At 72.7% G+C, this 13,905-nt stretch carries 19 protein-coding genes; 6 read left to right on the forward strand and 13 right to left on the reverse strand.

Annotation, left to right across the window (positions count from 1 at the left end):
* Positions 1 to 134: 134 nt before the first annotated feature.
* From rdgB to ACZ61C_RS37300, 5 genes are read right to left on the reverse strand one after another with little or no spacing between them, the layout of a single operon-like run.
* Complete coding sequence (gene rdgB / locus ACZ61C_RS37280) at positions 135 to 743, reverse strand: RdgB/HAM1 family non-canonical purine NTP pyrophosphatase (RefSeq protein ID WP_465312615.1); 609 nt, start codon at positions 741 to 743, stop codon at positions 135 to 137.
* Positions 740 to 1,516, reverse strand: coding sequence for a ribonuclease PH (gene rph / locus ACZ61C_RS37285; protein ID WP_155541338.1), 777 nt, complete (start codon positions 1,514 to 1,516; stop codon positions 740 to 742). Before rph ends, rdgB begins: the two co-directional genes overlap by 4 nt.
* A gap of 23 nt (positions 1,517 to 1,539) precedes the next feature.
* Positions 1,540 to 2,307 (reverse strand): MBL fold metallo-hydrolase, encoded by a 768-nt coding sequence (locus tag ACZ61C_RS37290; RefSeq protein ID WP_465312616.1) that lies wholly within the window; start codon positions 2,305 to 2,307, stop codon positions 1,540 to 1,542.
* A 29-nt stretch (positions 2,308 to 2,336) separates the two neighbouring features.
* Positions 2,337 to 3,143 carry a glutamate racemase gene (murI, locus tag ACZ61C_RS37295; RefSeq protein WP_465312617.1) on the reverse strand — a complete coding sequence of 269 codons (807 nt, stop codon included), beginning with the start codon at positions 3,141 to 3,143 and terminating at the stop codon, positions 2,337 to 2,339.
* Positions 3,140 to 3,790 carry a rhomboid family protein gene (locus tag ACZ61C_RS37300; protein ID WP_465312618.1) on the reverse strand — a complete coding sequence of 217 codons (651 nt, stop codon included), beginning with the start codon at positions 3,788 to 3,790 and terminating at the stop codon, positions 3,140 to 3,142. Before ACZ61C_RS37300 ends, murI begins: the two co-directional genes overlap by 4 nt.
* 93 nt (positions 3,791 to 3,883) lie before the next feature.
* Between ACZ61C_RS37300 and ACZ61C_RS37305 the strand changes: the two genes are divergently transcribed.
* Positions 3,884 to 4,726: an arylamine N-acetyltransferase family protein gene (locus ACZ61C_RS37305; RefSeq protein WP_465312619.1), complete on the forward strand. Its 843-nt coding sequence runs from the start codon at positions 3,884 to 3,886 to the stop codon at positions 4,724 to 4,726.
* A gap of 1 nt (position 4,727) precedes the next feature.
* On the opposite strand, the gene ACZ61C_RS37310 is transcribed toward ACZ61C_RS37305, so the two are convergent.
* A complete protein-coding gene (locus tag ACZ61C_RS37310) occupies positions 4,728 to 5,435 on the reverse strand; it encodes an aspartate/glutamate racemase family protein (protein WP_465312620.1) in 708 nt (235 codons plus the stop codon).
* A gap of 9 nt (positions 5,436 to 5,444) precedes the next feature.
* On the opposite strand from ACZ61C_RS37310, the gene ACZ61C_RS37315 reads away from it, so the two are divergent.
* A complete protein-coding gene (locus tag ACZ61C_RS37315; protein WP_465312621.1) occupies positions 5,445 to 6,272 on the forward strand; it encodes an MBL fold metallo-hydrolase in 828 nt (275 codons plus the stop codon).
* Position 6,273: 1 nt separating this feature from the next.
* On the opposite strand, the gene ACZ61C_RS37320 is transcribed toward ACZ61C_RS37315, so the two are convergent.
* The 6 genes from ACZ61C_RS37320 to clpS form a co-directional block, all read right to left on the reverse strand.
* Complete coding sequence (locus ACZ61C_RS37320; RefSeq protein ID WP_465312622.1) at positions 6,274 to 7,224, reverse strand: PLP-dependent cysteine synthase family protein; 951 nt, start codon at positions 7,222 to 7,224, stop codon at positions 6,274 to 6,276.
* 3 nt (positions 7,225 to 7,227) lie between these two features.
* The gene (locus tag ACZ61C_RS37325; protein WP_086679767.1) at positions 7,228 to 7,500 is read right to left on the reverse strand and encodes a MoaD/ThiS family protein; all 273 of its coding nucleotides are present in this window, start codon (positions 7,498 to 7,500) and stop codon (positions 7,228 to 7,230) included.
* A 66-nt stretch (positions 7,501 to 7,566) separates the two neighbouring features.
* Positions 7,567 to 7,974, reverse strand: a complete 408-nt coding sequence (locus ACZ61C_RS37330) for a M67 family metallopeptidase (protein WP_465312623.1) — start codon at positions 7,972 to 7,974, stop codon at positions 7,567 to 7,569.
* Positions 7,975 to 8,042: 68 nt separating this feature from the next.
* On the reverse strand, positions 8,043 to 9,026 hold the full coding sequence (locus ACZ61C_RS37335) for a P1 family peptidase (RefSeq protein WP_465312624.1): 984 nt from the start codon (positions 9,024 to 9,026) through the stop codon (positions 8,043 to 8,045).
* Complete coding sequence (locus tag ACZ61C_RS37340) at positions 9,023 to 9,580, reverse strand: DUF2017 domain-containing protein (RefSeq protein ID WP_125313000.1); 558 nt, start codon at positions 9,578 to 9,580, stop codon at positions 9,023 to 9,025. The genes ACZ61C_RS37335 and ACZ61C_RS37340 overlap by 4 nt, the downstream gene beginning before the upstream one ends.
* Complete coding sequence (gene clpS / locus ACZ61C_RS37345; protein WP_465312625.1) at positions 9,577 to 9,876, reverse strand: ATP-dependent Clp protease adapter ClpS; 300 nt, start codon at positions 9,874 to 9,876, stop codon at positions 9,577 to 9,579. Before clpS ends, ACZ61C_RS37340 begins: the two co-directional genes overlap by 4 nt.
* A gap of 73 nt (positions 9,877 to 9,949) precedes the next feature.
* Here clpS and ACZ61C_RS37350 point away from each other — a divergent pair, with 73 nt between their 5' ends.
* Genes ACZ61C_RS37350 through ACZ61C_RS37360 form a run of 3 tightly spaced genes read left to right on the forward strand, consistent with a single transcriptional unit; the run spans position 9,950 to position 12,475 of the window.
* On the forward strand, positions 9,950 to 11,251 hold the full coding sequence (locus ACZ61C_RS37350) for a nicotinate phosphoribosyltransferase (RefSeq protein WP_465312626.1): 1,302 nt from the start codon (positions 9,950 to 9,952) through the stop codon (positions 11,249 to 11,251).
* 13 nt (positions 11,252 to 11,264) lie between these two features.
* On the forward strand, positions 11,265 to 11,834 hold the full coding sequence (locus ACZ61C_RS37355; protein ID WP_465312627.1) for an isochorismatase family protein: 570 nt from the start codon (positions 11,265 to 11,267) through the stop codon (positions 11,832 to 11,834).
* Entirely contained in the window at positions 11,831 to 12,475 is a 645-nt protein-coding gene (locus ACZ61C_RS37360; RefSeq protein ID WP_465312628.1) for a bifunctional 4-hydroxy-2-oxoglutarate aldolase/2-dehydro-3-deoxy-phosphogluconate aldolase, read from the forward strand. The genes ACZ61C_RS37355 and ACZ61C_RS37360 overlap by 4 nt, the downstream gene beginning before the upstream one ends.
* On the opposite strand, the gene ACZ61C_RS37365 is transcribed toward ACZ61C_RS37360, so the two are convergent.
* Entirely contained in the window at positions 12,476 to 13,093 is a 618-nt protein-coding gene (locus ACZ61C_RS37365; RefSeq protein WP_465312881.1) for a hypothetical protein, read from the reverse strand.
* A 206-nt stretch (positions 13,094 to 13,299) separates the two neighbouring features.
* Here ACZ61C_RS37365 and ACZ61C_RS37370 point away from each other — a divergent pair, with 206 nt between their 5' ends.
* The gene (locus ACZ61C_RS37370; RefSeq protein WP_465312629.1) at positions 13,300 to 13,887 is read left to right on the forward strand and encodes a biotin transporter BioY; all 588 of its coding nucleotides are present in this window, start codon (positions 13,300 to 13,302) and stop codon (positions 13,885 to 13,887) included.
* Positions 13,888 to 13,905: the final 18 nt, after the last annotated feature.

The raw sequence follows: 13,905 nt of genomic DNA on the forward strand, positions 1-13,905 counted from the left end.
ACAGAAGGTTGCCCACCCCCTCCCCCCCCCCCTCCTGACCCCATCGCCACGGTGGCGTCCCGGTTGCGTTCAACGCACCAAAGGGGCCCTTCGGTGCGTTCAACGCACCGAAGGCCACATTGGGGCGCTCTGGGTTAGCCCTCCGCCAGCTCCCGCAGGGCAGGAAGAAGGGCCCGCAAAGCCCGCCCCCGGTGGGAGACCGCGTCCTTCTCCGCCGGCTCCATCTCCGCCGACGTCCGGGACTCGCCGTCCGGCTGGAAGATCGGGTCGTACCCGAACCCGTTCGTCCCCCGCCGCGCGCGCACCATCGTCCCGCGCCACTCGCCGCGGACCACCGTCTCCTCGCCGGACGCCAGCACGAAAGCCGCCGCGCAGACGAACTGCGCTCCCCGGCGCTCGTCGGGAACGTCCCCGAGCTGGCCCAGCACCAGCTCCAGGTTCGCCTCGTCGTCGCCGTGCCGGCCGGACCACCGGGCCGACAGCACCCCCGGCATCCCGTTCAACGCGTCGATCGCGATGCCCGAGTCGTCGGCGATGGCGGGCAGCCCGCACGCCGCGACGGCGTCCCGGGCCTTCGCCACCGCATTGCCCTCGAAGTCGGGCGCGGTCTCCGGGGCCTCCGGGAACGAAGGCACGTCCGCGAGACCGATGACCTCCAGCCCGGAGATCCCTTCCGCGGCAAGGATCCGCCGCAGCTCGCCGAGCTTCTTCTCGTTGCGTGTGGCCAGAAGCAGCTTCGTCACTTCGAGCCCTTCTTCTTGTCCGGACGCGGTTCCGGCAGCTCGCCCGGGTACGGCAGCGCCAGCGCCTCGTTCTGCAGCCGGGTCAGCTCTTCGCAACCCGCCTGGGCCAGGTCGAGCATCTTGTCCAATGTGGACCGGGCGAAGGTCGCGCCCTCGCCGGTGCCCTGGACCTCGATCAGCGTGCCCGCGTCCGTCGCCACCACGTTCATGTCGACCTCGGCGCGCGAGTCCTCCTCGTACGGCAGGTCGAGGCGCACCCGGCCGTCGACCACGCCGACGCTCACCGCCGCCACCGACGACGACAGCGGCTGCGGGTCGTTGAGGCGGTTCGCCGCGCCCAGCCACGTGATCGCGTCCGCCAGCGCCACGTACCCGCCGGTCACCGCGGCCGTGCGCGTGCCGCCGTCGGCCTGGATGACGTCGCAGTCGATGACGATCGTGTTCTCGCCCAGCGCCGCCAGGTCGATGCAGGCGCGCAGCGAACGGCCGATCAGCCGCGAGATCTCGTGGGTGCGGCCGCCGATGCGACCCTTCACCGACTCGCGGTCACCGCGGGTGTTGGTCGCGGACGGCAGCATCGCGTACTCGGCCGTCACCCAGCCGAGGCCCGAACCGGCCCGCCAGCGCGGCACCCCTTCGGTGACGCTCGCCGCGCACAGCACCCGCGTGTTGCCGAATTCGATCAGCACCGACCCGGCAGGCCACTGCTGGAAGCCCCGCGTGATCTTGATGTCCCGGAGCTGGTCGTCGTTCCTGCCATCTTTTCGAGCCACGTGAGCACTCTAGAACCGGGCGTTCACACGTCGTAGACGGCACCCTGCTTGACGACCTCGGCCCCCGGGAACTCGGCCGACGCCTCGGCCAGCACCGCACCCGCGTCCGTCCACGGCGCGATGTGCGTCAGCAGCAAGCGGCCGACGCCGGCGTCGCGCGCCAGCTCGCCGGCCTGCCTGCCGGACAGGTGCACCCCGGCCGGGCGCTCGGCCGAGTCCGTCCACGACGCCTCGGCGAGCAGCAGGTCGACACCGTCGGCGAGCTCGTTCAGCGCCCGGCACGGCCCGGTGTCGCCGGTGAAGGCGAGGATCCGGCCGCCGTAGGAGATGCGCACGCCGAAGGCCGGCGTCGGGTGGTCGACCTCGACCGCGACGACCTCGAACGGCCCGATCCGGAACGGCTCCGCCCGCAGCGGGTGGAACGCGTAGACGTCCGAGAGGTCCGTGACGGCCCGCTCGGTCTCGTTCGGCGCGTACGCGTTCGCGAGCCGGACCGGCGCGTCCGGCGGCGCGTACAGCGGCAGCAGCCGCGGGCGCGCCGGGTAGGGCGGCGCCGGGTGGTAGCGCCGCAGGACGGTGAGCGCGCTGACGTCGGCGCAGTGGTCGGGGTGCAGGTGCGTGAGCACGAGCGCGTCCAGGTCGAACGGGTCGGCCACGGCCTGCAGCTGCGCCAGCGTGCCGTTGCCCAGTTCGAGGCCGAGCAGGAAGCCCTCGGCCTCGACCAGGTAACCGGACGCGGCGGTGTTCGGCCCGGGGATGCTGCCGGAGCACCCGAGGATGGTCAGTCGCACGTCGCCACCCTAAGCGCCGGAAGGTCTCATCACGCGGTGGTGGGAGCGAGGACACCCGGGGCGAACCCCATGAACCGCTGGGCGAGCCGGGTGAACGGCTCGGCCGAGCCGGTGGCGAGGAACTCGTGCCGCGGCGGGGTGTCCCTGGTCGTCAGCAGGTCCTGCTCGGTGAGGACGCGCACGAGGTCCTTCGCGGTCTCCTCGGCGCTCGAGACGAGCGTGACCTCCTGGCCCATCACGATCTGCAGCACGCCCTGCAGGAGCGGGTAGTGCGTGCAGCCGAGCACGAGCGTGTCGACCTCGGCGTCGAGCAACGGCTGGAGGTAGCCCTGCGCGAGCCCGAGCACCTGGCGGCCGGAGGTGATGCCACGCTCGACGAAGTCGACGAACCGCGGGCAGGCGACGCTGGTGAGCGTGATGCCCGGCGCCGCGGCGAACGCGTCTCCGTAGGCGCGCGAGCGCACGGTGCCCTCGGTGCCGATCACCCCGACCCGGCCGGTGTGCGTGGCGACGACGGCGCGGCGCGCGGCGGGCAGGACGACCTCGATCACCGGGACGTCGTAGCGCTCGCGGGCGTCGCGCAGGCAGGCCGCGGACGCGGTGTTGCAGGCGATGACCAGCGCCTTCACGCCGCTTTCGACGAGCTCGTCGAAAGCCGCGAGCGCGTAGCTGCGGGCGGTGGCGATCGGGAGCGGGCCGTATGGGTTGTGCGCGGTGTCGCCGACGTAGCGGAGCTGCTCGGCGGGCAGCTGCTCCAGGATCGCCCTCGCGACCGTCAGCCCGCCGACGCCGGAATCGAACACGCCGATCGGGGCATCAGCGGGCGGGGACGTCACACCCCGAGGTTACCCGGGGCCGCGGGCTCCGTTTTCGCGGACTTGCCGGTGCGGCTGGTCAGCCAGGCAGCGAGGACCCCGGCCAGCGCGCCGAAGACGTGCCCCTGCCAGGAGACGCCGGGGTTGCCCGGCAGCAGCCCGGCCAGCATCCCGCTCCACACGCCCAGCAGGACGACGGCGACCAGGATCTGGCCCGCCGCGCGGTTGAAGATGCCGCGGACCAGCAGGTAGGCGAGCCAGCCGAAGGCCAGCCCCGACGCGCCGACAGTCACCGTGTCCGACGGCCCGGCCAGCCACACCCCGAGCCCGGACAGCACCCAGATGATGGCCGTGACCAGCGCGAACCGGCCGATCCCGGCCGCCATCGCGAGGAAGGAGAACACCAGCACGGGCACCGTGTTCGCGAACAGGTGCGACCAGCCGGCGTGCAGCACCGGCGCGAACAGGACGCCGTCCAGGCCGGAGAGCTTGCGGGAGATGATGCCGCCCTGGTCGAGGTCGCCGGGCAGGATCACGTCCACCAGCTCGACCAGGTACAGCACGACGACGAACGACAGCGCCACGAGCGCGGCCGCCTTCGGTTTCGGCGGCAGCACGCGCTTGCGGACGTCGGGTTCCGGGGCCGGGTTCACGGGCAAGGTGCTCACGTCTTCGAGGCTACGTCGGTGCTCGGCGGCCCCGCCTCGGGTGAAATCCCTGATCCGGGGTTTTTGTCGGTGCCCCTCGCTAGCGTGGCCGGCATGAACGTCACCGGTTACCTGGCGCGGCTCGGCCTCGAAGCGGAGCCGCCGAGCCTGGACGCGCTGCGGCGGCTGCACGCGGCGCACGTCGAGCGCGTGCCGTACGAGGCCTTGGAAATCCAGCTCGAGCGGCCGACGCCGCTGGAGCCGTCGGCGTCGCTGGCGCGGATCCTGCGGGGTCGCGGCGGGTACTGCTACCACCTCAACGGCGCCTTCTCGGCGCTGCTGCGCGAGCTCGGTTACCAGGTCACGCGCCATCTGGGCGGGGTGCAGGGCGAGCCGGGCGTCGCGCCGAACATCGGCCGGAACCACCTGGCGCTGACCGTCGAAGGCCTGCCGGACGAGCCGGAGACGGCGTGGCTGGTCGACACCGGCCTCGGCGACGGCATCCACGAGCCGCTGCCCCTGCGGGAGGGCTCGCACACCCAGGGCCCGCACACCTACCGGCTGCGGCCGTCCGAGGTGGCGCCGGGCGGCTGGCACTTCGACCACGACCCGGCGGGCAGCTTCGCCGGCTTCGACTTCGCGCCCGGCGTCGCGGAGATGACCGACTTCGCGGAGAAGCACGCGTACCTGTCGACGTCCCCGGAGTCCGGGTTCGTCCGGGTCTGCGTCATCCAGCGGCGGGACGCGGCGGGCGTCGACACGCTGCGGGCGCTGACCCTGAACCGCCACGGCGCCAAGGAGCTGGTCGAGACACCCGAAGCCTGGTGGGCCGCCGCGGCCGACGTCTTCGGCATCACGCCGGACCTGTTCACCGCCGAGGAGCGCGAGCGGCTGTGGGGGAAGGTCGTGGCCCAGCACGAGGCCCACACGGGCGGCGGGCCGGTGGTCGCGGTGTGACTCATTCGGGCAGCGGGGCCTTGCCCAGCGCGTAGTCGACGGCGGCCTCGGCGTGCAGCCGCGTCGTGGGGAAGGTCGGCACCGGGGCGTCTTCCGGGCCGACCAGCAGCTCGATCTCGGTGCAGCCGTAGATCACGCCTTCGGCGCCCGCCTCGACCAGCCGCGCGATCACGCCGCGGTAGGCGTCTCGGGACTCAGGTTTCACCACCCCGAGCACGAGCTCTTCGTAGATCACGCGGTGCACGAGGTCGCGGTCTTCCTCGGCGGGCACGAGCACGTCGAGGCCGTGCGCGGCCAGGCGGTCGCGGTAGAACGGCTGGCTCATGGTGAACCCGGTCCCGAGCAGGCCGACCCGGCCGATCCCGGCGGCCTCGACCGCGGCCGCCGTCGCGTCGGCGAGGTGCAGCAGCGGGATGCCGAGGCCGTCGGTCAGCCGGTCGGCGACCTTGTGCATGGTGTTGGTGCAGAGCACCACGAAGTCGGCCCCGGCGGCTTCGAGCGCGCGAGCCGCCCGGTTCAGCTCGGCGCCGGCGTCGTCCCAGCGGCCGTCGGCCTGCATGGCCTCGATCGCGGCGAAGTCGACGGAGTAGAGCACCGTGTGCGCCGAGTGGAACCCGCCGAGCGCGGCTTTCACCCGTTCGTTTACGAGCCGGTAGTACTCGGCCGAAGATTCCCAGCTCATCCCGCCGAGCAGCCCGATGACCTTCATTCTGACAGCATGCCCGAACTGCGCACGACGTTCGCCGGGGTTTCTAACGTCCTGGTCACCGACGGCCGTTCCGCCGTGCTGGTCGACGGCTTCTTCTCGCGGCCGTCCCTGCTGAAGCTGGCGACCCGCGTGGCGCCGGACCGCGGCCGGATCGAGCAGGCCCTCCGCCGCCTCGGCGTCACGGAGCTCGACGCCGTCGTGGTGGCGCACTCGCACGTCGACCACGTGCTGGACGCGCCGGTCGTCGCCGAGCTGACCGGCGCCACGCTGGCCGGCTCGCCGTCGACCCGGAAGGTCCAGGAGGGGTACGGCCTGGCCGCCGAGCCGTTCGAGGAGCTGGTGCCGGGCAAGCCCGTCGAGTTCGGCGCCTTCACCGTGACCCCGGTCGAAGCCGAGCACAGCGCCGGCGACCGCTACCCGGGCGAGATCACCGAGCCCGTCCGGCCGCCGGCGAAGACCGCCGCGTTCAAGACCGGCCGGTGCTACTCGTTCCACCTCGCGCACGCGGCGGGCAGTGTCCTGGTCCACGCGTCCGCGAACTTCGTGCCCGGTGCACTGGCCGGCTACAACGCCGACGTCGTCTACCTGGGCGCCGGAGCCGCCGGCAAGCAGACGGAGGAATGGCGCGAAGAGTACTGGCGGGAGACGGTCGGCGCGCTCGGCCCGCGCAAGGTCCGCCCGATCCACTGGGACGCCTTCTGGCGCCCGCTGTCGAAGCCGCTCAAGCTGCTGCCGAAGCTGGTCGACAACCTGGGCACGACCATGGCCACCTTCCAGCGGCTGGCCGAGGCCGACGGCGTCGACCTCGCCCTGCCCGAGCTGTGGAAGGCGGAGTGACTCAGGCCCAGAGCTGCCCGTCGAGCCGCTCGGCGGCCTCGTCGAGCGAGCCGGAGTAAGCCCCGGTCGACAGGTACTTCCACCCGGCGTCCGCGACGACGAAAGCGACGTCGGCGGGCTTGCCGGCCGCCGCGGCCTTCTCCGCGACGGCGAGCGCCGCGTGCAGCACCGCGCCCGTCGAGATGCCCGCGAAGATGCCTTCGTGCTCCAGCAGCTCCCGCGTCCGGCGCAGCGCGTCGTACGCGCCGACGGAGTACCGGCCATTGAGCACGCTGGCGTCGTACAGCTCCGGCACGAACCCCTCGTCGAGGTTGCGCAGGCCGTACACCAGCTCGCCGTAGCGCGGCTCGGCCGCGATGATCTGGACGTCCGGCTTCGCCTCGTGCAGGTACCGGCCGCAGCCGACGAGCGTCCCGGTCGTGCCGAGGCCGCCGACGAAGTGCGTCAGCGTCGGCAGGTCCTTGAGCAGCTCGGGCCCGGTGCCGCGGTAGTGCGCGTCGGCGTTGGCCGGGTTGCCGTACTGGTAGAGCATCACCCATTCCGGGTTCGCCTCCGCCAGCTCCTTCGCCCGCCGGACGGCCTCGTTCGAGCCGCCCGCGGCCGGCGAGAACACGATCCGCGCGCCGTAGGCCTGCAGCAGCTGCTTGCGCTCGGTCGAGGTGTTCTCCGGCATCACGCAGACCAGCCCGTAGCCCTTGAGCTTGGCGGCCATGGCCAGCGAGATGCCGGTGTTGCCCGACGTCGGCTCCAGGATCGTGGAGCCGCGGCGGAGCCTTCCCTCACGCTCGGCGGCTTCGATCATGGCCAGCGCGGGGCGGTCCTTGATCGAGCCGGTCGGGTTGCGGTCCTCCAGCTTCGCCCACAGGCGCACGTCGTGCGTGGGCGAGAGCCGGGGCAGCCCGACCAGCGGGGTGCCGCCGAGCGCGTCGAGCAGGGACTCGAAGCGAGCCATCGATCAGCCACCGGCCACGGCGGGGAGGATGGTCAGCGTGTCGCCGTCCTTGACCTCGGCCTCGAGCCCGCCGGCGAAGCGCACGTCCTCGTCGTTGACGTAGACGTTGATGAAGCGGTGCAGCTTCTCTTCCTTCACCAGGCGGCCCTTGATGCCGGCGTGCCGGGACTCGACGTCGTCGATGACCTCGAGCACGGTCGCGCCCTTCGCCTCGACGGACTTCTCGCCGCCGGTGTGGGTGCGCAGGATCGTCGGGATGGAGACGGTCACGGCCATGGGTTCTTACCTCCGGTGGGTTCCTACACGCAGACGCCGGTGGCGCGCGGTTTGTTCCGAGACGGCTCAGCCGACGATCTCGACCGGCTCCTCGGTGATCTCGGCGTCCACGATCCGGTACGAGCGGAATTCGTGCACTTCGGGGTCCCGGGTCGACACGAGCACGTAGTGCGCGCCGGGCTCGGCCGCGATCGACGCGTCGGTCCGCGACGGGTACGCCTCGGTCGCGGTGTGCGAGTGGTAGATGACCACCGGCTCTTCGTCGTTCGCGTCGAGCTCGCGGTAGAGTTTCAGCAGGTCACCGGAGTCGAACTCGTAGAACGTCGGCGACCGCGCGGCGTTGAGCATCGGGATGAACCGTTCCGGCGAGTCACTGCCCTCGGGCCCGGCGATCACCCCGCAGGCTTCGTCGGGGTGGTCACGGCGGGCGTGGGCGACGATCTCGTCGACGAGTTCACGGCGAATCCGGAGCACACCGACATCTTAGGTGGTGGACGGGAACAATCCATATCGTGAGATGCTGTGCTGCGGCGCACACCAGCTCAGCCGAAGGCCTCCGGCCAGACGTCCCGGTAGGCCGGCACCCCGCCCGCGGTGGTCGCCGCCAGCAGGCCGTGCACCATCGCCCGCGCGAACACCCGGGCGGCCGCCGCGCACAGCGTGTCCAGCGCCGCCGGCCGGGCCGCTGCGCCGAACGGGCCGCTCGCGTCCGGCAGCTCGTGCGCGCCCGTGGCCAGCGCGAACACCGTGTCGCCGTCGAACATCGAGTGCGCCGGGCGGACCGCGCGGGCGAGCCCGTCCTGCGCCGCGACGGCGATCCGCCGCGCCTCGGCCTTCGACAGCGCCGCGTCGACCGCGACCACGCCGATCGTCGTGTTCAGGTCCGTCCGCTTCGACGGCAGGTCGGCGGGCCGCGAGGGCCACGTGACGCCGAAGTCGCCGTGGTCGGCGGCGTACGCGCGGCCGGTCGAGAGGTCGACGGCTTCCCCGGCCGCGTTGACCGCCGCCAGCGCGCCCACGGTGAACTCGCCCACCACTTCGCTCGCCGTGCCGATGCCGCCCTTCAGCGACCCGACGGCGGCGCCCGCGCCCGCCCCGACCGTGCCCTGCGCGACCGGACCCGGAGCCGCCGCGTCGCAGGCCGCGTAGCCGAAGGCCGCGTCGGGCCGGTTGCCCCACTCGCTGCGGGGGAGGTCGAACAGGACCGCCGCGGGCACGATCGGCACGACCTCGTGCGGCTGCGCCCCGACGGGGAACCCGAGGTTCCGCTCCGCCAGCCACCGCATCACGCCGTCGGCCGCGGCCAGGCCGTACGCGCTTCCGCCCGAGAGGCAGACGGCGTTGACCCGCTGCACCAGGTTCTCCGGTTCGAGCAGGTTCGTCTCGCGGGTGCCGGGCGCGCCGCCGCGCTGGTCGACGGCCCCGACCGCGCCGCCCGGCACCAGGACCACCGTCGTCCCGGTCGCCCAGCCGTCACCGATCCGCTCGTGGTGCCCGACGAGCACCCCGGCGACGTCGGTGATCATCCAGTCAGCGCCTGGATCAGCGTCTCCTGCACCCAGGTCAGCCAGTGGTAGACGCCCAGGTGCGGCGCCCGCGGGTCGTCCTCGGGCAGCTCGTCCGGCATGTCTTCGGTGACGTCGAGGGCGGTGCCCAGCGCCAGCCGGACGTCGTTGAGCGCGCCCAGCCAGGCGTCGGCCTGCTCCTCGGTCAGCCGGACGTGGCCGCCGTCGCGGGGCAGCGTGTCGAGCACGATCTTGGCCACGCCGACCTTGATGTCCAGCAGCTCCGGCTCGTGCAGCGAGCGCATCGCCGAAGCGGAGTCGAGGTCCTCGCGGGTCGGGTTGTCCGGGTCGAGCTTGTGGAAGTCCGGCAGCAGCCGCGAGAGCACCGGGTCGTCCGGGGACTCGGTGGGCCCGGTCCGGATGCCGGTCAGCTCGGCGAGCTCGTCCTGCGGGGCCTCCTCGGCCCGCGCGGTGAGCATGTCCTCGAGCTGGCTGACCAGGCCGCGCAGCACGGCGGCCTCCTGCTGCTCGAAGCCCGCGTGGATGACCGCGCCCTTGCGCCGCCAGCCGTTCACGAAGGCTGCTCCATGGTGGCCCACAGGCCCGCCGCGTGGAGTTTCGCCACGTCCGTCTCCACCTTCTCCTTGCTGCCCGACGACACGATCGCCTTGCCCTTGTGGTGCACGTCCATCATCAGCTTGGTGGCGTGGTCGCGGCTGTAGCCGAACAGCTTCTGGAAGACGTACGTCACGTACGACATCAGGTTCACCGGGTCGTTCCAGACCACGGTCCGCCAGGGGGTGTCCGACTCCGCGACCTCGGCCCCGGCCGGTTCGACCTGCGTCTGTTCGGATGCGACAGGCGTGGACATGCACCCATGGTGTCACGGGGGTGACGGGGTATGCCGCGCCAGGTCCGGCCATGTGGGTGAATAGGCTGACCACATGGGTTCACCGGAGCCGGCCACGGCCAGCACTGCGCTGCTCACCGACCACTACGAGCTGACCATGCTGGGCAGCGCGCTCGCCGACGGGACGCACGCGCGCCCCTGCGTGTTCGAGGTGTTCGCCCGGCGCCTGCCGGACGGGCGCCGCTACGGCGTCGTCGCCGGCACCGCGCGCGTCCTGGACGCGATCGCGGACTTCCGCTTCACCGACGCCGAGCTGGCGCAGCTGGAGGCGACCGCCGTCGTCGACGACGCGACGCTGGCCTGGCTCGCGGACTACGAGTTCGCCGGTGACCTCGACGGTTACCCGGAGGGCGAGCTGTACTTCCCCGGCTCGCCGATCCTCACCGTCACCGGCTCGTTCGCCGAGTGCGTGCTGCTGGAGACGCTGGTGCTGTCGATCCTCAACCACGACAGCGCCATCGCGTCGGCGGCGGCCCGGATGTCCGGTGCCGCGCACGGCCGGCCGATCATCGAGATGGGCGGGCGGCGCACGCACGAGTACGCCGCCGTCGCCGCCGCGCGGGCCGCCTACCTGGCCGGCTTCGCGACGACGTCCAACCTCGAAGCCGGCCGCCGCTACGGCATCCCGACCCGCGGCACCGTCGCGCACGCCTTCATGCTCCTGCACGACAGCGAGGAGGAGGCCTTCCGCGCGCAGGTGAGCAAGATGGGCTCCGACACGACGCTGCTGGTCGACACCTACGACATCACCGCGGGGATCGAGAGCGCGGTCCGCGCCGCCGGGCCGGAGCTGGGCGCGATCCGGATCGACTCCGGCGACGTCGGCCCGCTCGCCCGCCGCGCGCGTGAGCAGCTGGACTCCCTCGGCGCCAAGGACACCCGGATCGTCGTCTCCGGCGACCTCGACGAGCACGCCATCGCGGCGCTGCGCGCGGAGCCGGTGGACGCGTACGGCGTCGGCACCTCGGTGGTCACCGGGTCCGGCGCGCCGACCGCCGGAATGGTCTACAAGCTGGTCGAGGTGGATGGCAAGCCGGTCGCCAAGCGCAGCGCGCACAAGGAGTCCCGCGGCGGCCGGAAGTCCGCGCTGCGGCGTCACCGCGGCACCGGCACGGCGGTCGAGGAGGTCGTCTGGACCACGGCGGGCGGCGCGCCCGAGCCCCAGCCGAACGACCGGCCGCTGCAGATCCCGCTGATCCGCGCCGGCCGTGCGGAGGCGGACCTGCCTACGCTCGACGACGCGCGGCAACGGCTGCGCCAGGGCCTGGTCAGCCTGCCGTGGGAGGGCCTCAAGCTCTCGCACGGCGACCCGGCGATCCCGACCCTGTTCCTCTGAAAGGAGTCCGGCCATGGGAACCGCGCTGATCGTGGTGGACGTGCAGAACGACTTCTGCGAAGGCGGCTCGCTGGCCGTCGCGGGCGGCGCGGCGGCCGCTTCGACGATCTCGGCGCTGAGCGCCACCGGCGGCTACTCGCACGTCGTCGCCACCCGGGACCACCACATCGACCCGGGCGCCCACTTCAGCGACACCCCGGACTTCCAGGAGAGCTGGCCGCCGCACTGCGTGGCCGGCACGCCCGGGGCCTCGTTCCATCCGGCGCTCGACGTCGTGCCGATCGGCGAGGTGTTCTCCAAGGGCGAGTACAGCGCGGCCTACTCGGGCTTCGAAGGCGCGTCCCGGAGCGGGCAGTCCCTGGAGGCCTGGCTGCGCGAACACGACGTGACCGACGTCGACGTCGTCGGCATCGCGACCGACTACTGCGTGCGGGCGACGGCGCTGGACGCGGCCCGCGCCGGGTTCGGCGTGCGTGTCCTGCTCGACCACACCGCCGGGATCGCGCGGGCTTCGGTCGACAGCGCACTGCGGGACTTCGACGAAGCCGGCGTCACGCACACCGGAACGGCGCACGTCGCGTGAAGGACCTGAAGGCTCTTCTGGCCGAGCACCGGCTGGTCGCGATCCTGCGCGCCTCCGACGCGTCGCGGTTCGCGGACGCGGCGATGGTGCTGCACGCGGCGGGCATCCGCCTGCTCGAAGCGACGCTGACGACCCCGGGCGCGCCGGCGGCCATCACCTCGCTGCGCCTGGCGCTCGGGGCCGACGCGCTGATCGGCGCCGGCAGCGTCCGCGAACCGTCCGATGTGGACGTCGCGGTCGACGCGGGCGCCGCGTACCTGATCACGCCGACGGTCAACCCGGCGGTCCTGGAGCGCGCGGCGGCGCTGGACACCCCGGTGGTCTGCGGCGCGCTGACGCCGACGGAGATCGACCAGGCCTGGCGGCTCGGCGCGGCCGCGGTGAAGGTGTTCCCGGTCGCGGCCGTCGGCGGGATCGCGTACCTGCGCGCGGTGCGGGCGCCGCTGCCGGACGTCCCGCTGGTGCCGACCGGCGGTGTCCACCTGGCCGACGTCGAGGGGTACCTGCGTTCGGGCGCGATCGCGGTGGCGGCGGCGACCCCGCTGCTGGGCGACGCGCTGACCTCGGGCGGCAGCCTGCCGGACCTGGCCACGCGGGCCGGCGAGTTCGTCGCCGCCGCGAGCCGCTTCGCGACCGCGTAGCTACTTCTTGCCGTACGGGTCGCAAGCGGCCGTGCCCAGGTAGATGTCCCCGCTCGCCGGGCCGCCCTGCGGGAACAGCTTGATGTGCACGGCGTGGGTCACGAGGCTGCCGTCCGGCGGCTGGGGCGTCACGGTCTCGTTGAGGATCACCGTCGCGAGCGCCGTCCCGGCCGGGCCGCCCGGGATGACGATCCGGTCGTTCGCGGGGATCTCCGCCGGCACGGTGATGCCGGTGACCGCGCCGATCGAGACCTCGCCGCCGCTGCCGGTGGCGTTCGTGGCGCACTTCGCGGAGTAGGTGCGCACGGTGAGCACCGGGCCGCCGTAGCGCTTGAGCACGGTGGCTTCGAAGCGGTGCCCGGACGCCTGCGCGACCGAGACGGCGCCCGAGCGCCCGCAGCCGCTCTCCCCGAGGCCGAACGTGGCGACGTCACCGGTCACGCCGCCCGGCGTCCGCGCGCTCAGCGGGCCGTCGACGGTGCATTTGGCCAGCTCACCGGTCATGACGTGCTCGTTGTCGAGCATCACGTCCAGTGAGCCCGAAGACGCCCATCCGGTGGACGTCCCGGGGGTCGCCGCGGCCAGGAGTGGCACGGTCAGTGCGGTCACCGCCAGCAACCGGAATGTCCTCTTCCTGGCGTTTCGCATGCACCGGCCTCCTCGGTTCCGTGACTGTTCGTAGTTACCCTTTTCGTCATCGGCAGCCCCGGGCCACGCCCTGATCGGGTCCACCCGGTCGGGTGGCCGGTGAGGAACGCAACTTCCGGCTTTTTCCTGGGGTAACGAGCGTTAACCTCGGGCGTCCGCTCACCCAGGGAGGTTTTGTGTCTTCGCTGTCCTTCGCCGGCAGGCGGCCCGTGCTGGCCGACCTCGTGCCCGGTTCGCTCGTCCGGGACATCGCGCTGGTCGCGGGTGGCGCCGTGCTCACCGGCGCCGCCGCGCAGCTGACGATCCCGGTGCCGGGCAGCCCGGTGCCGATGACCGGCCAGACGTTCGCGGCGTTGCTCGTGGGCGCGTCGCTCGGCATGTCGCGCGGCGCCGCGTCGATGCTGGTGTACCTGATCGTCGGCGCGGTGGGCGTGCCGTGGTTCCAGCACGGCACCGCGGGCCTGTCCGGCGCGAGCGCGGGTTACATCGTCGGGTTCGTCTTCGCCGGCGCACTGGTCGGCGCCCTCGCCGGCCGCGGCGGCGACCGGACCCCGGCGCGCACGGCGGGCACGATGGTGCTCGGCAACATCGTGATCTACGCGTTCGGTGTGCCGTGGCTGATGGCCTCGACCGGCTTCGACCTCTCGACGGCGTTCGCCAAGGGCGTGACCCCGTTCCTGGTCGGCGACGCGATCAAGATCGTCGTGGCGGCGGGGCTGCTGCCGCTGACCTGGAAGCTGGTCTCGGGCCGCACCGAGGAGTGAGGTACGGGGCGTCCTCGC

The organism is Amycolatopsis sp. NPDC104587, from assembly GCF_055583645.1.